This window comes from Streptomyces altiplanensis (assembly GCF_053591575.1).
Map to the genome: position 1 here is coordinate 23632 of NZ_JBSFUB010000058.1, position 22074 is coordinate 45705.

The following is a 22074-nucleotide window of genomic DNA, read 5'->3' on the forward strand; positions in this document are numbered from 1 at the left end:
CAACGTGGCCTACTGCCGCTGGGTCATGATGGGCGGCATGGTCACGTCCGTCGAGGTCCGCCCGTCCCGCCGCCCCGAGAGGGCGATGCTGCGCCCGCATCAGGTGGAAGGGAGGGACGCGGCAGCCCGTCATCTGCGCCGGCCGGGGACCCGGGCCCTGTACGTGTCGGCGACCGGGACGGGCAAGACCCTGGTCGCGATCCGACTCGTCGAACTGTTGGGCCTCAGGTTGGTACTGGTCGTGGTCCCGACGCTGGATCTGGCGGCGCAGACAGCGTTGGCGTGGCGGGCGGACGGCTACACCAAGCACCTGTTGATCGTCTCGTCAATGGACGCCTCGGCCCATGACGCTTTGGCCGCGGCCGACATCGGGTCTACCAGCGACACGACCGTCCTGGCCGCTGTGATGTCGGCTGTGGGCCCGGGAGAGGACCAGGTCCCGGCCCTGACCGTCGTGTGCACGTATGACTCGCTCGACAAGGTAGAGGGCACCCAGCACACCCGCTATCAGGTGCCGCCGTTCGACCTGGCGGTCATGGACGAGGCGCACCGGATCGCCGGCCGCCCGGACAAGAAGTGGGCGATGATCAACGACACCTCCCGCATCCGTGCCGATCGCCGTCTCTACATGACCGCAACCCCGCGCAGTTTTGCCGCGCCGGACCTGGCCGCCTCCGCCAGTACCTCCCGGTCCCGCCGGGGGCGCGTCGCTGAGCTGCAGGCGGATGCGTCGGCCAACTCGATGGACAACGAAGCCGTCTATGGCAAGAAGGTCTTCGAATACCCGCTCGCGCAGGCGATCGCGGACGGTATGGCCGCGGACTACCGCATCGTGGTCCCCACCGTCACCGAAACGCATCTGCGCGCCCGCCTGAACCTGCCCGCTCCCGGCACCGTCACGGGCGACGAGGCCGGACCGGATGACGCGCTGCGCACCACCGCACTGCACCTCGCGGTCCTCAACGCGATGGCGGAGCACTCCATGCGACGGGTTCTGATCTTCTTCCATCTCGTCGAGGACGCCACAAGGTTCGCCCGCGAGCTCGGCCACACGCTGCGCCGCCTGCGCCAGGCAGACCCGGACGTGTTCCCGGGATTGCAACCGGAAGTGTTCTTCGTCCACGGTGACCACACCCCCGACCAACGGGCCGAGATCTTCGCCCGCTTTGCCGCTTCGAAGTGCGCGATCCTGGCGAACGCGAAGGTGATCGCCGAGGGCATCGATATCCCCAGCGTGGACGGCGTCGCGTTCGCGGACCCGACCAGCAGCGTCATCCGGTGCGTCCAGGGCCTGGGCCGCGCCCTTCGGGTGGACGTGAGCGGGAAGATCGCGAGCCTGATCGTCCCGGTCTACATCCCGCCCGGCGCCGCCCCGGAGAACATCCTGGGCACCGCGTACGAGCCGGTATGGGCCATCACCACCGCCCTGGCCAGCCACGACCACCGGATCCTGGAGCGCCTGCCGAACAAGGCCAATCGCCTCCCCAGGGAGACGAGCAGCCTCATCCAGCACCGTTGGCACTTCGACTTCACCGTCCACCCCGAACGCATCGCCCGCGCCATGGACCTCATCTCCTTCAACCCCCGCGGCGCTCTCTCCCGCACCCGCCGCGAAGGCCTCACCGCAGCCCAGGCATTCCACGACACCCACGGTCACCTCGACGTCCCCGCCGACTACACCGACCCCGTCGGATACACCCTCGGCACCTTCATCACCAGCCAGCGCGACGCCTACAACACCGGCCGCCTCGACGCCGACTGGATCGCCGAACTCGAGGCCCTGGGCATGATCTGGGACAAGCACGACGCCGCTTGGCGTGCCCGCCTCACCACCGTGACCGAATATCACCGCATCCACGGGCACCTCGCCGCCCCCGTCTCCACCCCTACCGGCGCCTGGCTCGCCGAACAGCGCTCACTTGCCACGCGCGGACACCTCGACCCGTCCCGCGCCGCCGCCATCGCAGCGATCGCCCCCGACTGGCAGCTCCCACACGGACCCGACTGGCACCGCAAATTCCACCTCCTGCGTACCCACCTGGCCGCCGGCCACGACGTCGCCGCCCTCCACCACGACACCGTGATCGCCCACGTGAAGATCGGCAGCTGGCTGACTGGCCAGCTCACTCGATGGACCACGCTGGAACCCCGTCAGCGCGCCCTGTTCACCGGCATCGGAATCACCCCGGGCACCACAGCTCTCGCACCCGCCCGCCGTGCCCGCCGCACCTTCGAGCAGATGGCCCAGCTCCTCGAGCTCTTCCTCCACCGCGAACACCGCGCCCCGACTGCCCGTGAGGAAATCACTGTTGACGGCGAGACGGTGCGGATCGGCCCCTGGTTCGCCAAGGCTCGGACCCAAAGGCGCGCCGACCAGCTCGCGCCCAAGCACGAGCAGCTCCTCGCCGCTCTCTTCGACGGCAACTGGCTGGACGAGGAAGCAGCCCCGGCTACCCAGGCCTGAGCCAAATGCCACTCCCGGGGGCTGATCTGCTCAGTGAGCCGCTGAAGCCGGGTACCGCCCCCTCCATCGTCCCCGCCCAGGGACGAACCCACGGTTTTTCCCGCCTCGCCAACGGAGTGCGCGACGGTGTCCTGCGACTTGGAGCTGACTACCGCAAGGAAGCTGACGTCGCATCGTCGGCCAGACGGGACGTGACGTCGGTGACGTCCCGCTCGTCGAAGTCGTCGGCGAACAGCTGCACAGCGCGGATGAGTTCGGTGCGCATGATTGGGCGGGGCCAGCGGCTCAGGTATGCCCCGGTACTCATGGGCTCATCTGGTGGAGGAAGGTCCGGTCTGGGCACGGGTCGTCTTTCATTTCTGGGCCGGTTGTCGACGGCGGGTGGGGAAGGCCGTCGCGCAACTGAGGGAGGAGGAGGGCAGTGGGGTCGAGCAATGTGCGCAGGATGTCCAGTCGCAGGGCTTCCTGCCGGAAGACCGATCCGGTGCACAGGAGCTGTTCGACGGGGCGGACCAGGTGAGGCGGGAGCCAGGACGAGGCAGCGCGGGCTTGGTCTGCGGTGACCGCGGCCAGCTGCCGTGGCGACTGGGCCAGCAGCCACTGGTAGAGACCGACGGCGGGGACCAGGGGCGGCAAGCCCACGCTGGCGGCCTTGGTGGCAGCCTGCTGGGCGCACTGTAGGCCGTCGGCATCGAGGTCGGTGTAGAACATGAGGTCGTTAACGGGATGGTCGCGCTCGAGGAAAGACTCGCGGACGGTGGGCAGGGAGGCGATGAGTTGGTCACCGGCTCCGTAGCCGAGCCACCCGACCTGGTCGCGGTCGGGCCATGAGCGCAGAATCTGGCGGAGGCTGGTGAAGGCGGCGCTGTTCTCGACGATGAGGAGCCACGGAGCCGGGCCGAGCTCGTACATGGCCAGGGGTGCGGGTGCGGGTTTGGCGCGCAGGTGCGTGGCCAGGTCGATCAGCCCGGAGGTGAACAGCCGGTGCTGTTCGATGCGAACGCGGTGGCTGAGGTGTTTCTCGTCGCTGAACAGTTGGTAGGACCGTTCGGCGAGGGGGATGATCTCGGCTTCGGGTTGGTCGCGCAGTAGCGCGTTGAGGGGGCTGAGGAGGGCTTCTTCCCGTGTGGTGAGTGGAATCGTGGCGGCGAAGTCCAGCAGGGAGACCCAGGCCCGCGGCGGTGGGCTGGGCTGGCGCGGGGGGCGAGGGGTGGGGGTGCGCCTGACCCACAGAGGCAGGGCGGGAAGCACGCTGTGGTCCCAGCCGGCCTTGCCCACGGGGAGAGTCAGTAGTCCGCCGGCGGCGAGGTGGTGGGCCGCGTCGGCGAGGGCTTGGCGCCGCCGGGGTGAGGTGGGCAGGCTGGAATCCATTCGCTCGGCAGCCTGGGCCAGCACGTCGAAGTCGATGCGCTGGCGTTGCTGTCTGGACAGTTCGGCTGCCATGTGGTCGGCAACGGTGCTCACCGGGCCTCCCCGGTGCCGGCCGGGCCGTGCTGGGATGTCCGTGGGCGTCGTAGCAGGTGGGCGGAGGTGATGCCGTCCTCTTGTGCGGTGGCCGCGGCGCGCGAGACTGCGTCGCCGTACGTCTCCTCGATCTGCACGTAGCGGCGCCGGGTGCGCTTGTCGCTGCCGTTGCGCATGCGGATGACCAGGGGGAAGCGGCCCAGGGCGGGCAGGTCGTTGCTGCCGGTGGTGTAGAGGAGCTGGATACCGTGAGCTTCGGCGACTCGCCGCTGCAGGGCGAGGAAGGGCCCGTAGTTTGCCTTGCCGAAGGGGTTGTCGAGCAGGAGAGTGCCCACGCCGCCGATGGCTGTGCCGTCACGTTTGAGGGTGCGCATTTTGGCGAGGGTGCAGTAGAGCAGCACGGATACGGTCAGCAGCTCCCCGCCGCTGAACCGTCGCATCTCGGTGACTGTTTCACGATTGACGGTGTCCAGGTTCTGGCCCGGCTTCATGATCTTGGCGACGACGTTGCCGCGGCCGCCGAGGGCGGCGAGAACGAGGCGCTTGGTCAGCGTCATGGCCTCGGGCAGGACGCCGGTCTTGCCTGCCGCGTCCGCCGACAGGGCACCGGTCAGCAGATCTACTTCTGCGCAAATGCGCCGCTGGAGCTCTTCCTCGCGGGCGCGGTGGCGGATTTCCAGGGACAAGAACCGCTGACCGGACCAGGTCCCCAGTTGCTGGGGGAGCGTGGAGTGCCGGGAGACCTCCTCCAGGTCGTCCAGAACCGATTCGACCAGGCTTGCGCAGGTCTGCACGACCTTCGCCTGGTCGTCGGCCAATTCGGCCAGCAGCGCGGTGACTTGCTGTTCACGTTGTGAGAGATCTTCGAGGAGCTCGGTCAGCCGCTTGGGCATGGCCAGATCTTGCTGTAGCCGGTCACGCAGGCGGCCATCGACGACCCCGAGGTAGTCGGGGTTCGTCGCCAGATGTTCCACGTGCCGTACCGCTTTGTCCCGGCCCTTGGCAGCCTGCCCGTGGCGACGGGAGGAAGCCTCCGCCTGCTCGGTGAGACGGGAGGCGATTTCTCGCGCCGTGCCGGGGAGCAGGTTCGGTGCGGTCGCGGCCGACAAGCCGTGCGCCTCCTCAAGCACGGCATCGATGGTGAGGCTGTCGGGGGCCTCCTGGCGCTGAACTCCCAGGGTCTCGCGGTGCCGGGCGGCTGCGGTACGCAAGGCGGCAGCTGAGACTGCCAGTTGCTCCGCCTGGCCGGTGGCCTGTTCTGCCCGGCGCTCGGCTTGCTCGGCGTGAAGCTGCTTGGCAGGGACCATCCTCCGGGCGCGCTCATCGGTTTGTTCGGCAGCGAAGAGGTGCTGGCGGGCGGCGTCCTCGGAGTCGGCTGCGGCACGGGGGGCGGGAGGAATGAGGTTATCCAGCGCGGACTTGGCCTCGGCGTGTGCCTTCTGAGCCTGCTCGAGGAGCAGCTCTGCTCTCGCGAAGCCCTTGCGAGCAGCATCATGCGCGGACTGGGCCGCAGTGATCCGTTCGGCGCGCCGCTGCGGATCCGCCGCGTCCGCATCCTCTGTCAGTTCCAGGGCGCGCTCTCGTACCGCCTCGGCCTTTTCGAGTTGTTTGCTGACTCTGGCGACGTCCTTCTCGCAGCTCGCCAGGCGTTGTTGGAGGGCGGAGTCACTGATGCCCTCACGCCAGTCGGTCAAAGCCTGCGTCCACCGGTGCTGGAGTGTCTCCAGGCTTCCGCCGGGAACCTCGCCGGCGGTGGCATCCTCCAGGGCCTGGTCGGGGATGTGCTGGCGCAGGGTTTGCATCTCGCGCTGCCAGCGCCGGGTGGTGTCCTTGCACATGGTGATTTCGGCGCGCGCCGCGGTGCTCCTGCTCCGGGCCTCCTGGCAGGCAGCAGCGAGACGCGCGACGGCAGCTTGCTGCTCACGGGCTTCGGCCCGCGCCATGCGGGCCTGTTCTTCCCATTGCTCGGTGCTTCGGGCGGCCTGGGCGAGGTCCTGGGCACGCGGTAGCAGTCCGGCCAGCGACAGCAGGCGCTCTGCGCTGACTGAAATCTGGCGCTGGGCGTGTTCGATGGCCTCAGCGGTCTCCTTTGCCCTGTGGGACAGCTCGCTGCCACTACGAGTGAGAGCATCGATTTCCGCGTCGAATCCGGCCAGTGACGCCTCCAGCTTGCTGCGCGGGCCGGGACCGAAGGCCGCGAGGTGGGCGTGCAGCCGTTCCGCCAGAGCCCGGTCGGCGTCACGGCGCTCCCGGATTCCGCCCAGCCTTTGTTCCAGCCCGTCCAGACGGTCGGTAATCCGCCGGAGTTCCGCTTCTCCCGCCTCTGCGTTGAGGACGGCCGGATGCAGGGGCATGACCGCACAGCGGCCGCCCCCGGCGGCCAGCGCCCGTGCCTGGCCGTCGGTGCCGACGGCGATCACGGAGTGCAGCGCGACACGGGCGCGTCGTGCCAGGGCGTACAGATCGTCTCCCGGCACCGGCCCGCACACCACCACGCCGGAGACAAGGTGGGGAATCGCGGCGATGACCTCGTCATGCCGGTCAGCGGGCACGGTGTCACGCAGATACCGCGCGCCGGACATCGCCTGGCTCGCGCCGAGAGCGCGCAGGGCTTCGACCGCCTCCTCGACGTGCCGCGCTGGCGGAAGGTACCCCTCCCTTTCCAGAGCATCGCGTGCACGCTCGTCATCGAGCGCCGCCGCCTTCTCCTGAGCGACGCGGGCGTCAGCCTCCGCCACCGCCGCTTTGAGCAGCGCCAGCAGGTCCTCGCCGATCATGTCCAGATCGGCGCCCCTGGAGTCGTCGAGCTGCGCCAGCTCCCGTAGGCGGGGCTCACTGGTCACTTCCCGTCGCTGCTGCTGCAGGCTGTCGAGCCGCTCCCACAACTCCTCGTGCTGTTCCCGCACCCGCGTCAGGCGTCTGGCGTTCTCCGAGTGCGCCCCCGCGATCTCCCGGGCCAGCGCCTGCGCTGCCTCCAGGTGCTCTGCTTCCTTGCGCCTGTGCTCGCTCACTGCCTGCTGCTCGTTGGTGAGCCGGTTCACGGCGTCCTGCGGACTCTCCGCCGCACCGATCAGACCGTCGGCTCGCCCGCGGGTGAGCGCGACAGCGATCTCCTGGAGACGGGAAGCGGCCTGCTCCGCGCGCGACGCGGCCCGGCCTTCCGCCGCAGCGGCCCTCATCCGGTCCTCATCGAAAGTCTGAGCCTGCTTGTCCGCCTCCTGCGCCCGGCGCTCGGCTTCAACCCGCTGCACCGCGAGCCGGTGCATCTCCCGGCAGAGTCTGGCGTACCAGATTGCCCCAGCGTCCCGCAGGGCCTCTTTCAAGGGCGCTTGCTTGTGGCTGAGCTGTTCCAGGAGCTGCTGTGTGTTCGCCAGCTGCTGCTCCAGGCCGGCCAGTTCCAGCAGGAGGGGAACCGCCTCCCACGCACGGTGCTCCCGCTCGGCCCCCGTTTCCTCACGCTTGCACGTCTCCATCTCCTTCCGGCGCTCGCTTAGCCCGGTGTGCGCTGCCGCCTCGCGCCAGCGGACCACCTGACGGGCGGACTCCTCCGCTTCCTGCCCTGCTGCCTCGGCTTCGGCCCGCGCGGTTGTGGCCTCAGCATCGGACGTGCGCGCCTCACTCTGCAGCTGAGCGGCCCGAGCGTCGACGTGCTCGCCGGCGCGGTCCATCAGCCCGATGTGATGGCCCAGCCCAAACCCCGTCTCGGACAGCAGCCGGGAGGCTTCTTGCACAGGTCTCAGCCGCAGCAGGGCCTCGGCCAGGAAGCGGTTCTCCAGCTCACGCGCGGGCCGTGTGGCCAGCTTGTTGCCGTGGGCGTCCAAAGCCGAGCGGGCCGCGGACGGGGCGCGCTCGTCGACGACCATGTCGATGAGGAAGTCGAGGAATGCCTCGCAGGACGGGAACTTGAAGAGCTTCGTGATGCCGCCCTCGTCCTGGTTCATGTTCCGCTGGATCTTGACGATCTGCGGGTCCAGGCCGTGGCTGGTCAGCTGGTCGGCCCATTCGTACTGTCCCTCCGCGATGACAAGCCTCAGCCGTCGGTTTTCTTTGTATTCCGCCTCAAGAGAGCGCAGGAAGGAGGCGCGGCTGAGTTGACCGGAGGCCGAGCGCAGGGGCAGTGAATCCAATTCCAGGCCCCCGGGCTGGGGCCGAAAGACGTACCAGCTCCGCTCGAGCCGGTCCCACCCGGACTTCACGTCCGCCGGGCGCTGCCCGTCACGCCACTGGTACACGCCTGCGGTCACCAACGCGGCACCGCCGCCAGGCTGGGTCGAGTCCTCCCACTCGATGATGACGTGGGAAACCTGCCCGTGCGGGACGTAGTCGGCCAGGGACTTGTCGTCCTCCTTGTGTCCGATGAAGTCGTCCTTGCGAGGCAGCAGCAGACTGAAAAACAGCGACATCAGACTGGATTTGCCGCCACCGTTGCGTAGCCAAAGGATCACGTCCAGGGCGGGCATGGGGCGCCCGCCCAGCGAACTCGGGCCGCCCGTAAGGTCCAACACCAGAGACTTGAATCCGGCGGCCTTGTGGCCGATGTTCTCCAGCCGGATACGGCGCACGCGGTACATAGGTCAGTCCTCCTCGATCAGCTGGGCTCGGCGGATGTCACACAGCAGGGCGAATGCCGGCAGCGACGCGCATTCGCGGACCTGCAGCCGGAAGCGGTGGGCGAGCCGGTAATGCCCGGCCCCCAGATCACGCGTCGCGGGGTAGGCCATGCCCTGCTCGACCAGCCACTCCAAGGCGTCCCTGATGACCCACTGGGTCGATGAGTGTGTAAGTGACCGTCTGGACTTGCCCGGCTTGCTGGACGGGAGCTTGGCGTAGAGCCGCCATGCGGTGTTGAGTTCGGCGTGGGGAATCGCCAGTCCGTCCTCGCCCACCGTGGCCTGCCGGAGCCGTTCCGTCAGCCGCCGCAGGAAGACATCCACCTCCTCCACGCTGATCCGCGTGACGCCGTCCTCCTCCAGGTGAGCGGGGGAGGGGTAAGCCCGTGCCGCGATCGCGACATGGGCAAGTCCCAGCACCAGACGCTCTTCCGTCCCCATCCGCGGGTTGCCGTCCTTGATGCGGTAGTAGAGCCAGGAGCCCTCCTGGGGGTGAAGTACCAGACCCTCCAGGTCGTGCGCTTCGATGACATCCATCTGCAGGCCTTCGGCCACCGAGTCGACCATGCCCGCGAACGCCGCGTCCTGCCGGTAGCGCCGCAGCAGGTCGCGGTACTCGGGATACTGCAAAGGCCGCAACCGGGGCTGGCAGCCGTACCGGGTCAAGATCCCGGCGCGCACCAGGTCGCCGCGGGAACAGGTGAATGCGGACGTAGTCACAGCAGGTCCCCCTCCGGGGATTCGTGGGCAGACACGGTGCAGGGATCCGGCGGCGCGGGGACCAAAAGCAAGTCGCTCCCACGCAGCGGCCCGAGGTCGAACATCTCGCCGTCGCCCAGGACGACGAACCGTTCGTCCAGGAGATCGCTCAGCTCGTCCGCGTACCGCTCCTCGTCCTCTTCCGGGTCCGGGGCGAAAGCACGCAGAACCGAAACCGCCAGGAGCTCCGCAGCATCCGCACTGTGCTCCTGCGCCAGCGGCAGCAGCTGAGACAGCCGCACCGGTTCCTTCCCGGCCTTCTCAAGAAGTCCAACAACACAGTCAATGTCCGCGCCGTCATACATTCCGTCCTGGTCTTCCTCGTCCGCGACCAGTTCGATCTCCTCGTCCGCGAACGTCTCGCGCGCCTCGCGAACCGGTGCGAGCAACAGCCCCCACCAGTCCCGCATCCGAGGCCGCCTGGCCGGTACAGGGCCGCCCACGGCGTCCACGAACAGGGTCGCCACTTCCTCGGCCTGCTCCGCGCTCAACTGCAACAACGGCTCCAGGAGGTCCTCCTGCATACCGACCAGCGACAGGCGCGGAGCCGGCCGGAACCGCTGCTGGGCCTGCGAACGCAGAAACTGCGGCCGGGCGTCGATCACACGCTCCAGCAGCTGGCTGTGCCGCACATGAGCCAGACCCAGCAGATGCAGCACCCGGGCACACGTCCGCTGCACGTTCGGGTCCTTCACGTCGTTGCGCACGTGCCGGATCCACTCCATCAACCCGCGCTCCACCCTTTGACGCTCGCCCAGATGCGTCCGTGCCGACACCAGCAACTCCGGCACCTGCTGCTTCCAGTCGACCGTCAGTACGTCGCGGTCCGTCTCGTCCAGGACAGCCCGCACTCGCTCGCAGTACAACAGTGACAATTTCAGGCTCTCCGCAGCGCTCTCCTCCGCCCGCCCCCACCTGCCGGTGCTCACCTGATGGCGCAGCATGGCGTCCTTGGCCACCTGCTCGTCTTCCAGGTCGGCTTCAAGCCCGGCCAGCAGAAGATTGATAGCCGGCGCCGTGGCTCGCAGCACGGCCTGTCCCCGACGCCCGAAGCCTTCCTCCAGCATCCGTACGGTGACGGTGACCCTGCTGTGGCCGACGCGGTAATCGCTGTAGGAGACCTCGAACTCCTCGCCTGCTTGCGCGTCGTTGAGCAGCTCACGAACGACAAAGCGAGCGACGGCGACGTGCTCGTCCGCATCGCGTTGCGGAGCGGCGGCGCGCGCGAGTGAGGCCAGGAACTCGATGACGTCTTCGGTGGTTGCCTCGAGTTCCATTCCCTGCCGGCTCACCACCGCTTCGAGGGCAGCCAGAGCCAGTGTGCGCGGATCGTAGACGCCCGAGGGGAACTGCTGCCATGCCTGGCGCTGGTCGATCCGGTGCAGCGGCGCAGCGCGGGCGAGCACGGCCGTGCGCCGGACGAAGCCGGCTTCGGTCACCAGCCCCAGCCACGTGTCGACTTCATCTGCAGGGCCGGGGGCGAAAGCGAGAAGCCGCCGCTCCTCCCGGTCCAACAGAGCCAGGACCATCGCGTCGGCCTCCCCGACAGACGGGCCTGGAATATGCGCAGAGGTGCATGTCTGTTTCACAGAGGGAAGAGAAGCATTTGGCACTGACAAAAGCCCCAAAAAACCTGGTCGCCCGCAACCCGAATGGCCGACCGCCGAATGGGGGTAATGAGTAGCGTTTTCACGCGCCCTACCTGCGACTTCGCGCCCTTTGCTTGTGCTTTACCCGGTTGGCAGGAGATGTGCGCCCGGACGCCGCCCGTCCACTCGCCGTGGCATCAGGCGGCTATGGACACGCCTGGGGTGAAATCTCGCGCAGGAGGGCCATCAAGAGGCTGCAGCCGTCGGACTCCAGGCCGTCCTGTCACAGGGAGCTGGGATCTCGTTTGTTGCCCTGGACGCGGAGCATGATCAGGGTGCGGGGGCTAGGGTCGCCGGCGGGCCCGGGGAAGGTGCGGACGTGGGCACAGGCTGGCAGGGCCGCGAGTCCGTCTGGCTTGTCGGTGAGGTCCAGGACCATGAAAAAGTTGATGGGGCGTCCGCTTACCTGGTAAGAGATGGCCTGGGCGGCGTAGTTGTCCGCCAGGGCGTCCCAGGTGACATCTTTCCAGTCCCGTTTCAGTTCTATGGTGATCAGTTCGTCGTGAGGGCGCCACGCGACGTCGACCCGCCCGGCGCCGACGTTGCTGACTTCCAGCTCGACCCGCAGACCCACTCCACGCAGGAAGTCGCGGAGGTCTTTGCCGAGTTCCTTCTCCTTGGGTTTGTCCTCCCCGGACGCCAGCTTGCGCAGGTAAGCGCGTGCCTCACCGCCGAACTTCTGTGTCTCGGACAGGCGCAGGTCCATGAAGCGCAGCAGGTAGATCAGCAGAGTGTCGATGTCGGCGGCGAACTGGCCGTGGTAGCCCTGCGGGCACTGCTGGGCGAGCTGTTGCTGCACGCGCCGGTAGGTGCTGGCAATGACGGGCACTTCGTCGACCGGTTCGCGGGCGGTGCGGGCTTCGAGCATCGCGGTGATGCGCGCACTGAGTTCGGGTTCCGCGGCCAGGCGGGCGTGGATACGCTCGGCGGCGTCTTCTCCGACGAGCCCGGCGAGCGCAGCCGACGCCGGGCTGTCAGATTTTGGGGGACCGCCCTCTTCCTGAGTCGTCAGGGCTTTGCGCAGAGCCCAGGCCTGTTCCCGCACCAACGCGGTGGCGGGGTCGTCGTCGGTATCGGGGGCGGCGTGGAGTTCTTCGAGCCACTCATCGAGGATGGCGCGGCCGCCTTCATGGGCCAAGAAGACGTGTTCGACACGCGGTGCCACCATCGCATGCAGCCCCTGCACCTTGCCGGTCGGGGGCGCACTGGTGCGCCCGGCCGGATCCTCACCGGCCGGGGACAGCAGATGCAACGTGCGGTGGGCGGAGTAGACCGAGACCAGATGGCTGATGAGCGCACCGGCGTGCAGCCAGGAGCCGGGCCGGTCGGCGGCCTTTGCCTGCTCGAGGGTGGTGGCGAGCTGGTGCCAGGCCGCCAAGGTGTCGAACCGGGGAGTGCGCCAGGTGGCGGGCATGCCGAGCAGGTTCAGCCGGATCTCAAGGATTGCCTCCTCTAGCAGGCTGTGGGTGGAGGCCAGGACTGGCGCGCCTGCGCAGTAGGCCAGGACGGCGTCCACCGCCACGCCGAAGGCGGCGGCGTCTGGGCGCTCTTCGTCGGCGTGGGCGTCACTGAAGTGAGCACGGGCAGTGACGAGCAGAGTCCGTGCCTGCTCGGCGTCCGCGCATTCCAGGGCGCACCGCAGCGACAGCATGCCAAGCTCGAAAGACGCGTCCTCGGCGACGTCGTCGACGCTCACCAGCGTCTCCAGAAGGGCAGGAATTTCTGGTGCGGGGAAGTGTTCGGCCACCGCCCCGGCGACACGTACGGCGCGTCCGGCGAAGTCGTCGTTCAGCTGAGGGACCTCTCGCCGCATCCGCTTGAGCCGGTCCAGGAGCGCGTAGGGGCTGGATGCGTCGGCGAGTACCAGGCGGGCGCTTGCTTCCAGAGCGATGCCACCGATGAGGTCGGCATGCTGGCGGCTGGTGTCGAGCCAGACGTCCACGAGGTCATCGCCGAGTTCTGCGAGGGCCGGCGGATGGCCGAGGAAGGCTTCGACGACCGCTTCCAGCATCAGCGGGCTGGTGGGGGCTGCGGCGGCCTCAAGGAGGAAGTCGCGGCCGGTGTCACTGTGCAGGGTCTCGGCATGGTCGGCGACAAGTGTGATCAGCTCGGGCAGCTCGTCGCGCTCCAGCAGGGTAGTGGTGTCGCCACTGATCAAAGCGGTACCGCCCAGGTCGTACAGCGAAGGAGGAGGAAGGTGGGCATTCAGTGCCGCCACCAGGGGCGCCAAGGGGTCCTGCTCGCCACTCACTGCTTCCTCCCTCCTGCTGCGTCCCGCTCTACCAGAGGCGTTGGCCCTCGGCAGCCAGACGCATATTGTCGACCGACACGATGTCTTTGACCTCGGCGCCCCGGGCTGTGGCGACGATGACCTGCAGCTCTGGCACCATCTCGGTCAGGGTCACCAGGTCCCGCAGCATGTGCTGCAGGTCCCCAGCGTCGACTTCCTCAGCTCCGGGCGAATCGATGAACAACAGCCCCGGATACCGACCCACGCCGCTGCGGTACCCATGACGCAGCAGAGCGATCGTCGTCACGATCTTCAGCCGCAGCTGCTCACCTTCGGTCAGCGAACCGTAGCTGTGCTTCTGCCCTCCCTTCCACACCGTCAAGGAGGCGTTCCCGCCGAGCTTGACCTCCCTGAGCATCTCCAGTCCCAGAGCCCGGCCCATGGCGACGATGTCCTTCTCCACATCCTCAAGGACCTTCCTCAGCACCTGGGTGCGCCGGTCCATGGCGAGCTTCTCCGCCGCGGCCAGGACGGCCCCGGCCTGCTCCAGGGGCTCGAGGTCGACGGAGGCGTCCAGGTCGGCGAACCGGCCGCTGCGCTCCTGGACCGCCCCTTCCAGACGGGCGACGGCCAGTTCCATCTCCTGCCGCTCAAGAAGGCCACGGGAGCGCAAGCCCTCCTCAAGGCGGCTCACTGCGGATTCCCGGTCCGTTGCGGCGTCCGTCGTCCGCTGCTGCGCCTGAGCCAGCTCCGCCGCAGCACGGTCGACGGCCTGCTGGACATCGGTCAGGGTCTCGCGCAGATCGGCCGTCTGCGCACCCGATTCCTCCTCGTCCGGCCCCTCCGGTGCCTCATGCAGATCCGAGGAGCACAGCGAACAGTGCCCTTCTCTTTCCTTCTCCCACCGAGCCTTGTCCACGGTCGTGTCGCAGCGCGGGCAGACCGTGGGCATCAGGGTGTGGAAGAACGCCCGGGCAAGGTCCGCCTCCTCGGCCGTGTGCACGGCTGCCGCGAGCTCCCGCCGCTGCTCCTCGAGATCGTTGTGCACCGACCGAGCGGCCACCACGGCATCCTGCGCCGCCACCGCCGCCTCGGTCGCCGCAGCCACCTCCCCGTACAGCTGCTGCACTCGTGCTGCCGTACTTCCCGCCGAGGGGAGCGCCTCGAGCTGCTCCTGGGCCTGCTTCAGCTGCTTGGACAGCTCCTTCAGCTGGGCTCCGCGCGCCTCGGCGTCACCCTCCGCCCGCTTCCGAGCCGCCGACAGCTTGGCCCTGACGATCTTCAGGGCGACCGCTGCCTCGACCTTCGTGGACGCCCAGGGGGCGCCGAGGAACAGCTCCAGCAACCGTGTGGGCAGCCCGTGCCGCGTGTCGTTGCCCAGCAGGGTGCCCAGACCGGAACGGCTGATGTGCAGGGCACTCGCATACGACGGCCACGACAGCTCGCCGGTGATAGGGGGTTGCTCCGGGCCGCCCGGGGCAGCCTGCGCCGTGCGCAGCGGCTCCAGATTCAGCCGCTCCAGCATGAACGCGTCCATGGCCTCCTCGAAGGAGGCCAGGCCATCGAACTCGACCAGCACTGTGCCGGACTGCACGGCAACCACATGGCCGCGCGGTGAGCCGGCCAGCACTGCCATGTCCACCAGCAACAACTCACCGTCGAGCTCAAAGCCCACCCGCACGGTGCGCAGCCAGTGCCGTACATCCCGCTGCAGGCCGCTGCGCCCCCGTAGACACCACAGGATGATCTCCAGGACACTGGACTTGCCCGCCTCGTTCCTCCCCAAAGACGCCAGACACCACAAGCCCGGGCCGAGATCCCACGAGAACGTAAACGGATCCCCGCCTCCCTCACCCCCGCCCGCAGCCGGCCGGACACCGTCGAAGGCGACCGACGTCACCAACAGCCGGTGAGGCCTCGGCGGCGCCAACTGAGGCCGAACCCGGTGCTGAGCGAGAACCTCCCGCACCACAGGCAGAGACTGCCCAGACCTGCGCGCGATCTCCGCCAGCCACACCTCCACCGGCCCGGTGTCCGCCTGCTCCTCGCTCATGCCAGCCCCTCCCGCTCCAGCGCCGCCGCCAGCCGCACCCGCACCCGCTCGCTGATTCCCGCGATCATCTGACCCACCGGCGTTCCCGCATACTCCGCATGCCCGTACTGCAGCGTCTTCAGCTGCCCGGCTGACATACCCTCCGTCACCATGCGGACATACAGCACTTGCTGGTCATACCAGGCCAGGACAGGAACGTCCGCCCGCAGCCGCTGCGCGAACTCCGCGCCCGCAGCCAGCAAGTAGTAGTCCCGCCGCCGCACTTGCGTATCAGACGACTTCCCGGCCCGCACCACCTTGATCAGCCCCGGATGCCGCAACACGGCCAGCGCGTTGTTCATCGGCTCATAGGCCCCGTGCTTGTTCCGCAGCATCCGGTACGTGTGCAGTTCAGGCTCACGCTCCTCCAGCACCGCCCGCGCATCCAGCAGACGCTCACTCGCGAGCTGGCCCTCCTCGCACCCCGTAATGATCAGGTCCGCCAGGTAGTCAGGATTACGCACCAGAAAGTCCAGCTTCGCCAACTTCCGTTGCGCCTGAATCACCCGGACCGCCGTCGGCGGCGCACCCTCGCCGGAGGCACACGGGTCACCAAGCCGGTCAAGAATGAGCAACAGGCGTACCGCCGTCTGCTCCCGGGTCGGCTCCACACGGACGATCGTCACCACCCCCTACGGGCACGATGGCAGCCGAGATTTCTCTCAGCAGCTGCCGCTTTGATCATAAGGTCACACCGTGACTTATGGGGGATCTCTGCACGGCACAGAGTGACGAAGCGCCATCCGGCGCCAGCACAGTCAACGGTCGCAGAGACAGAGCCAGCGCTTGCTGCTCGTGCTCACGTCAGGCGTGCTAAAGCCCGCCGGTCGAGTGCAGCAGACCAGCAGCCCCATGCTCGGCCAGAGCCTTTCGAGCCGCGGCGATCATTCGATCCAGACGGTGCTGCAGCTCGGCCAGCTGCGGGGGAGCGCCAACCTGCTCGTCGATGAACTCGCTCATGATGCCGCTCTCATGGACGGAGACGGCGTGAGCATGCAACTCACCAAGCAGCCCCATAACGCTCTCAGCTGCTGCGACGACTGCATCAGGACCCTCCAGCGCCACCTGCGCCCATGCACTCTCCAGCCGCTGAAAGAACTGATCCTCCTCCAGAACGACCACCAGCGGGCCGAAGCTCTGCCCCTGACAGCGGTCCCATGCCTCGTACAACTCGGTGCGCAGGTGATGCACGGCAACGATGAAGTCGCCGTAGACACGCCGCCGTGGCTCCATGACCTGCAGCAGATGAGCGGACTGCAGCTGGCCTGCCGCGAGCGCCTGCTGGGCCTGTATCTGCTCACGCTGACTCTGGCGGCTCCACCACGAGCTCACAAGTGCCGGCACCCCCGCCAGGACTCCACCCGACACCGCGCCGATTACTGCGGCCCATCCTGCATCCATGCCGATCATCATCTCCCACCAGGCCGGAGGCAGGCATGCCTGCCCTTCCCGCTACCTCGGCCCGCCGCTGACGAGCCCTTACAACCAATGGCCAGAGGCCGATAGAGAGTCAGGGGGGCACATAAGATGATGTAGTACGCCGATGCGCAACGAACGAACCACCCCAACTTCCCTGCCGCGCAGGCACGTTGGTCTCGTCGGTCGGAGGAACAAACGTGCCGCAGATAGACACCCGGCTTGTCCAGACCGCCGTGATCGGCGGCAGGGATTCAGACCAGCCGGTCATCCTTCCCGAGGAACCGCACAATCTCGACGAGTTCCGCCGCCAGTTCGGAACCGACCGCTTCTGGTGCGGCACGCTCCTCGGTGGCTGCGGTGAGAAGCTGATGACCAAGCGGTACGAGTCCAAGGTCTGCCATTTCTCCCACTATCCGGCACACGACGGCAGCCGAGGGACGTGCCATCGCACAGCCAACGGAGTTGACAGCGCCGACCACCTTTTCATCAAGGCGCACGTCAGGGAATGGCTGGCACAGCAAGGACACGCCGCGCAGGCCGAGCTACGCAGCCTCGGGGGTGGGCCGGGCGACGCGGTGGATTTCTGGCTGCGCGCCACGGAACAGCACTTGCGGTTCGAACTTAACCCGGAGGACTACCGCAGTTGGCGCAGGGCTGCCGACAGCCTTGGCGCCAAGGAAGGCCATGTGGAATGGGTCTTCGGCCCTGACGGCCCGATTCCCCGGGACATGGTCGCGCGCCAGGGATACGCACTGCGCGTCCAATGCGAGAGCGCCGGCACCGACCGCCGCATCCTGATAGGGACGGTGACAGAAGCACAACCTGTCGCATGGGCACCCCTCGATGCCTGCCGGATGACCCGGGACGGCATCATCACACCGCACCTCGACGAACTACGCGCCACGGAGGCTGTGCGCCAGGGCGGCATGCGCAACACACCGCTCCCCGGCAGCCTGCCGCTCCGCGCCGCGGAGCTCGTCTTCGCGGTGGATCCCGGCAGCGAGCCGCCGGCCCACTCCCCGCTCGCAGCCCACGGCCGCTACCTGGTGCCCGGTTTCATCAAACCGGCGGGCAGCCGGATTGTGCGCGCCTGTATCTCCCTGCCGGACGACATCCCCGCCCCCACCGAGCAGTTCGTATACCAGCTCTCGGGTGCGGCGCGACTGCTCATCACGGACCCACTTGGCATCAACGCCTCCTCCTGGGCGGTCCGTGCCGACACCTTGGTGCGCCTCAGCGGCCTCGAAGCCGAACGCACCGGACTGTGGCGCCCCAGCGTCTCCCTCACGGACCACGTCACTGCCCCGCCCCGCACTCCGCGCGCCCAGTCCGACACGCCGCCTCCGCCGCCCGCTGCTGTGGAGCGGCGCAGCACCATGGCCGCCGGGCTCCGGCGGGAACTGGAGCAAGTGGCGGCCGAGCGCACCACGATTACCTGGGACGGGCTGGCCCGCCGCACAAGTCTGTACCTGTCTCACCTGCCCGAACCGAAGCGCCGAGATCTCCTGGTCGAAGTGGACAAGCCTCTGCGCCAGGACACGCCCCTGCTCTGCGTTCTGGTCGTGGCCCCTTCCGGCCGCAACCTCGCCTACCTGGCCACCGTCCTGCGGATGCTCGGTGCGCAAGCCCCCGGCTCCGATGCAGCCCTCCGCCGCTGGAGCCAAAACGAGAGGAAAAGGGCATACGAAAGGCACAGCCCCAGGCTCACACCCGCCACCACGGAGCCGTCTCCGCCCCAGCCCAGTGCTGCCACCCCCGCCACCTCTCAGGAGACCTCCACCACAGGCTGGGACGTCCCCCCGGCCGGTGAACTGCGGTCAGCGTCACTGATGGTGAAGAAACTGCGGCTACGGCTCCAGGACGCGGTGGACATGCGCCGTCGCGCGACTGAAACCTTCACCTCAGACCTGATCAAAGCCATTGAGCAAGCCGAGAAGCATCTTGCGGACTACGAGACGGCACGCCGCCAGAATCCGGCGCTCCGTGCATGGCTGCGAGCGGGCGATCCCATCGTGGCGGGACTGGAGCAACTGATCACCCAAACCTTCAACGAGACACAGTCCGCTCCCGCAGATATCGAACCAAAGCCCACCAACCGTCGGGCAGCGCAAAAGGAGGCCCCTGCCGCCGGACCGGTAACCGCCCCCGCCGCACCGAAGACTGAAAATCCCACAGACACGCAGAAAGCCGTCGCCCACGACGAGGCGCGAGCCGAACTTCAGGCCATCGTCGACCTGATCCGCTCTGCCCAGAAAGACGGGAACGTCTCGGCCGTAGAGGCCGGCCGCCGCATGGCAGGTCCGCTGTATGCCCGAAAGCTCTCTCCTGACGATAAAGAGCGCTATACGCCGTTCATGCGAGAGGTGAAGGCATGGTGTCTGGAACGCAAGCCGAAAATTCAGGTGGCCCCGTCGCTCCGGAGGATCCGCGAACTGCTTGCCGAGTTGGGCCGCAACCGTGAGAACCAGTCCGTGGACGACATCCGCCGAGCCCTTCGCGAGGTTGCACAGCTTCGGCGGCAACTTGCCGAACCACTGCCCGCTTCGGAGGAGGGAGCGGTAAAGCGCTGGCGGGGCCGGCTGACGTACCGGGAGCGCACCGAACGCGACCAGTCCACGAGGACAGCCGCCCCCCAAGCACACACGACGCCCAGAGGGAAGACCACTCCGGCGGACACCGGGCAGGCCGATCGCCTCCCCCTCGAGACCATCGACAAGCTGGCCACCGCAGCACACCAAGTCCTTGCTGACCAGGCCCGCGCCGGTGGCCGACCTCTGACCTGGGGAGAACTCCGCCACCGCATGGGAGGTGCGCTGCCCCATCTCCACCCCGACGACCAAGGCGAACTACTTGTCGCTGTGGACCGGGAAACCCCCGCCGACGAACCACTACTGTCCACATTGATCGCAAGCGCCGACACCTCGCTGCACTGGCTCTACCCGCATGTCCGCTTCAGCCTCGGACGCGAACGCGTACCTGATGCGGAACTCGAGACCCACTGGGCGGCAGAGGTGCTGCATCTCCGCCAGCTTTGGCGCCATCGTTGACATCCTGATGAGTGGATGGTGACGGCACAGCGTTTGCACAGTGCTGGCGCCGACCAATGGCGCCAGGAAGCCCAACAGAGTCACCGCGCAGCGAGGCCGCGCGGATACGCCGAGACGTGGCACGGGTGCTCGCTCCCGTCTCTCCTCCCCCCGTCGGCATTCCCCAGTACCACCCGCGCCCGCAGTAACCCGTCCTGGCGCTGCCCGTGCCCGGACGCCCCAGTGCTTACGGCACCTGGCTCTCCACGTCCGTCTCTGCGAGGCCAGGAGCAACACCCGCCTGCTCCTGCAAGGTGCGTGTCCACGTCTCCATGAACCCGGTGGCACGCGTGTCGCTTCCGGGCAGGCAGAACAGGTCCGGATCGTCCAGGACCTGGTTGGTGAGCGCCTGGTACAGCTCGTGCCACATTTCATCCAGGCAGGACACCAGCTGTGCGGCGAACTCGGTGGGGGAGGGGTCCACCGACACCAGACCGATCAGCAGCGGGCCCACGCCGCGCTCATCGATCCGGGCGCGCACCGCGGCCAGAGCGGGGGTATTAGGCATGAGCAGGGCGTGCAGGAAGTACATCGCGTAGAAAGGCCGCAACCCGATCAGCACGGTACGGGCCCGCACCAGTTCGTCGTAGTTCGCCCGCTCGGCCCGACCTCGCGGATCGAAGTTACGGTCCAGCAAGTTCCAGTCGACCGGTGGGCCCTCACCTCGCTCGGCCGCCGCCAGCATTTGCTCCCAGTCCTGCGCGCTCAGACCGAGCAGGCCGGTCGCGGCGAAGGCCTCGGCAAAGGCACCGGAGCCGACCTCTTGCCCTCCCAGACCGATCGCAGCGGTCAGATGGATGAGCCCTCCCGAGGCATCCCGTAAAGACTCCCTGGGCAGGTCCTCGCCCGACTCCAGCACCGCGCGCACCTGTTCCGGGCTCGGCAGCGTGTAGTGCGGCCGCGACGCGAGAATCCTGCCAGCCACTTCGTAGAAGGCGTCCTGTCCCTCTTCGCTTCCATCGAGCATGCCCCGCGCGAGATCCAGCAACTGCTACACCGGGGAGGAGGACAACGCCCAGACGACGGCGTCACACACGGCAGCTGCCGGAGGCTCCGGCACCACCACCGCATCCTCCGGCAGCCGAGGCAGGCCGGCCTCCGCGAACCAGTCCAGAACTGCCAGCCGCTGATCGCGCCCCTGACAGGCATGCCGCGCCAACGCGGCCGCGCTCTCCACCACCACCGGATCGACGGCGTCCACCACCGACCCCCGGCCGCGCCCCAGACCACGGCGCTGATGACGCTGAAGCAGCCCGGCACGCCGCCAGCCCTCCAGCTGGGAGGCCGTCACCACCACGCCACGGCGAGCGAGTTCATCAATGACCTGTTGATCGGCCCGGCTCGGCGCTCCTCGTACCACCCCGCCATTAGAACCCCGAGAGGTGCCATTCCACGAAAGAAATCACATCTGGCTGACTGATCTCAGCACCGCCCCCTCTCCGGCAAAACCCAAAGCAAGGAGCCACCTCGACCATGACCGCACACCAGCGCGGGCGCATCCGCGCCAGGGCAGCCGCCGCCCTTACTACCGCAGCCCTCGCTCTCCTCCTCGCCGGCGCAGCCCACCACCCCGGCCACCTCGCACAGCTTCTTCTGACCCTCACCGCTGCCCTCGGCGCGGTCACCGCCGTCGTCGCACTCGCTGCAGCCTTCGCCCACACCACCGAGACTCGAACCGCCGCCAGCCAAACTCTCGACCTCCTGCTGCGCCTGGTGCCCTGGTATACCCACCGCGGCTAAATCGCAGCAGCGGCGGCGATGACACCGTTAAGGAAAGGGTGTCAGCCGCCGGGCCCTCATCGACGTGAAAGGAGAGCACAACTAACCGAAGAGAGGCACGGCACCAAACTCCGGATTCGCCTAAGATTTTTTCTAAAGGAAGCACGTGTGCAAGTAGCCGGCCCAGGAAGCCCATCAGCGAACAGGCAGCGCCCCCAATATGGGGACTGTACATACGCAGAGCGATTTGCAGCCCTAGCCACTGCTGATGCAACCACCCTCACAGACCAGAGGCAACTGACACGCCCGCCGACCCCTAGCCAGCCTCGCCCGCGTCAGCGGGCGTTGCCCTGAAGGCGAAGCCGGAAGGGCCCAGGTGGGGGAGCGCAGCGGACACACCAGAGCCGGAGCGAAGCGCAGGCTTCAAGCAGGCAAGCGAAGCGTGCCAGCTTGACCTACCATCAACCCTGAAGCGGAGCGGAGGGGTTGACCGGATAAGCGCAGCGTTCCGGTTTCCCTTTGAAACCCTGGAGCGAAGCGCAGGGGTTTTTCGCTCATATATCGCGCAGCGATATATTACCC

Annotated in this window: 14 protein-coding genes; 3 read left to right on the top strand and 11 right to left on the bottom strand. The window is 67.8% G+C overall.

Annotated elements, in window-relative coordinates; genetic code table 11:
* The first annotated feature begins 4 nt into the window (after positions 1-4).
* The gene (locus ACWD0Y_RS23445; protein ID WP_450262271.1) at positions 5-2464 is read left to right on the top strand and encodes a Helicase associated domain protein; all 2460 of its coding nucleotides are present in this window, start codon (positions 5-7) and stop codon (positions 2462-2464) included.
* Positions 2465-2612: 148 nt separating this feature from the next.
* Here the strand turns inward: ACWD0Y_RS23445 and ACWD0Y_RS23450 are convergent, their stop codons facing one another.
* The 9 genes from ACWD0Y_RS23450 to ACWD0Y_RS23490 all read right to left on the bottom strand — a co-directional run bounded on the left by ACWD0Y_RS23450 (position 2613) and on the right by ACWD0Y_RS23490 (position 16681).
* On the bottom strand, positions 2613-2771 hold the full coding sequence (locus ACWD0Y_RS23450; protein ID WP_450262272.1) for a hypothetical protein: 159 nt from the start codon (positions 2769-2771) through the stop codon (positions 2613-2615).
* On the bottom strand, positions 2768-3928 hold the full coding sequence (locus tag ACWD0Y_RS23455; RefSeq protein WP_450262273.1) for a hypothetical protein: 1161 nt from the start codon (positions 3926-3928) through the stop codon (positions 2768-2770). Before ACWD0Y_RS23455 ends, ACWD0Y_RS23450 begins: the two co-directional genes overlap by 4 nt.
* A complete protein-coding gene (locus ACWD0Y_RS23460) occupies positions 3925-8499 on the bottom strand; it encodes a hypothetical protein (protein WP_450262274.1) in 4575 nt (1524 codons plus the stop codon). Before ACWD0Y_RS23460 ends, ACWD0Y_RS23455 begins: the two co-directional genes overlap by 4 nt.
* Before the next feature lie 3 nt (positions 8500-8502).
* The gene (locus tag ACWD0Y_RS23465) at positions 8503-9258 is read right to left on the bottom strand and encodes a hypothetical protein (RefSeq protein WP_450262275.1); all 756 of its coding nucleotides are present in this window, start codon (positions 9256-9258) and stop codon (positions 8503-8505) included.
* Positions 9255-10826 carry a hypothetical protein gene (locus tag ACWD0Y_RS23470; protein ID WP_450262276.1) on the bottom strand — a complete coding sequence of 524 codons (1572 nt, stop codon included), beginning with the start codon at positions 10824-10826 and terminating at the stop codon, positions 9255-9257. The genes ACWD0Y_RS23465 and ACWD0Y_RS23470 overlap by 4 nt, the downstream gene beginning before the upstream one ends.
* A gap of 343 nt (positions 10827-11169) precedes the next feature.
* The gene (locus tag ACWD0Y_RS23475; protein WP_450262277.1) at positions 11170-13197 is read right to left on the bottom strand and encodes a hypothetical protein; all 2028 of its coding nucleotides are present in this window, start codon (positions 13195-13197) and stop codon (positions 11170-11172) included.
* Between the two features lie 28 nt (positions 13198-13225).
* A complete protein-coding gene (locus ACWD0Y_RS23480) occupies positions 13226-15229 on the bottom strand; it encodes a hypothetical protein (protein WP_450262278.1) in 2004 nt (667 codons plus the stop codon).
* The gene (locus ACWD0Y_RS23485) at positions 15226-15879 is read right to left on the bottom strand and encodes a hypothetical protein (protein ID WP_450262279.1); all 654 of its coding nucleotides are present in this window, start codon (positions 15877-15879) and stop codon (positions 15226-15228) included. Before ACWD0Y_RS23485 ends, ACWD0Y_RS23480 begins: the two co-directional genes overlap by 4 nt.
* Before the next feature lie 202 nt (positions 15880-16081).
* The gene (locus tag ACWD0Y_RS23490; RefSeq protein ID WP_450262280.1) at positions 16082-16681 is read right to left on the bottom strand and encodes a hypothetical protein; all 600 of its coding nucleotides are present in this window, start codon (positions 16679-16681) and stop codon (positions 16082-16084) included.
* Between the two features lie 203 nt (positions 16682-16884).
* On the opposite strand from ACWD0Y_RS23490, the gene ACWD0Y_RS23495 reads away from it, so the two are divergent.
* Positions 16885-19734, top strand: coding sequence for a hypothetical protein (locus ACWD0Y_RS23495; protein WP_450262281.1), 2850 nt, complete (start codon positions 16885-16887; stop codon positions 19732-19734).
* Between the two features lie 226 nt (positions 19735-19960).
* Here the strand turns inward: ACWD0Y_RS23495 and ACWD0Y_RS23500 are convergent, their stop codons facing one another.
* Together ACWD0Y_RS23500 and ACWD0Y_RS23505 are read right to left on the bottom strand one after the other, a co-directional pair.
* On the bottom strand, positions 19961-20761 hold the full coding sequence (locus ACWD0Y_RS23500; RefSeq protein ID WP_450262282.1) for a hypothetical protein: 801 nt from the start codon (positions 20759-20761) through the stop codon (positions 19961-19963).
* Between the two features lie 3 nt (positions 20762-20764).
* Complete coding sequence (locus ACWD0Y_RS23505; RefSeq protein ID WP_450262283.1) at positions 20765-21133, bottom strand: hypothetical protein; 369 nt, start codon at positions 21131-21133, stop codon at positions 20765-20767.
* A 113-nt stretch (positions 21134-21246) separates the two neighbouring features.
* On the opposite strand from ACWD0Y_RS23505, the gene ACWD0Y_RS23510 reads away from it, so the two are divergent.
* Positions 21247-21513 carry a hypothetical protein gene (locus ACWD0Y_RS23510; RefSeq protein WP_450262284.1) on the top strand — a complete coding sequence of 89 codons (267 nt, stop codon included), beginning with the start codon at positions 21247-21249 and terminating at the stop codon, positions 21511-21513.
* Positions 21514-22074 lie beyond the last annotated feature (561 nt).

What these genes read in the sequence shown, in the direction of transcription:
- ACWD0Y_RS23450 (WP_450262272.1), bottom strand. Translation starts at nt 2,771, where the DNA reads ATGAGTACCGGGGCATACCTGAGCCGCTGGCCCCGCCCAATCATGCGC.
- ACWD0Y_RS23460 (WP_450262274.1), bottom strand. Translation starts at nt 8,499, where the DNA reads ATGTACCGCGTGCGCCGTATCCGGCTGGAGAACATCGGCCACAAGGCC.
- ACWD0Y_RS23470 (WP_450262276.1), bottom strand. Translation starts at nt 10,826, where the DNA reads ATGGTCCTGGCTCTGTTGGACCGGGAGGAGCGGCGGCTTCTCGCTTTC.
- ACWD0Y_RS23480 (WP_450262278.1), bottom strand. Translation starts at nt 15,229, where the DNA reads ATGAGCGAGGAGCAGGCGGACACCGGGCCGGTGGAGGTGTGGCTGGCG.
- ACWD0Y_RS23490 (WP_450262280.1), bottom strand. Translation starts at nt 16,681, where the DNA reads ATGATGATCGGCATGGATGCAGGATGGGCCGCAGTAATCGGCGCGGTG.
- ACWD0Y_RS23510 (WP_450262284.1), top strand. Translation starts at nt 21,247, where the DNA reads ATGACCGCACACCAGCGCGGGCGCATCCGCGCCAGGGCAGCCGCCGCC.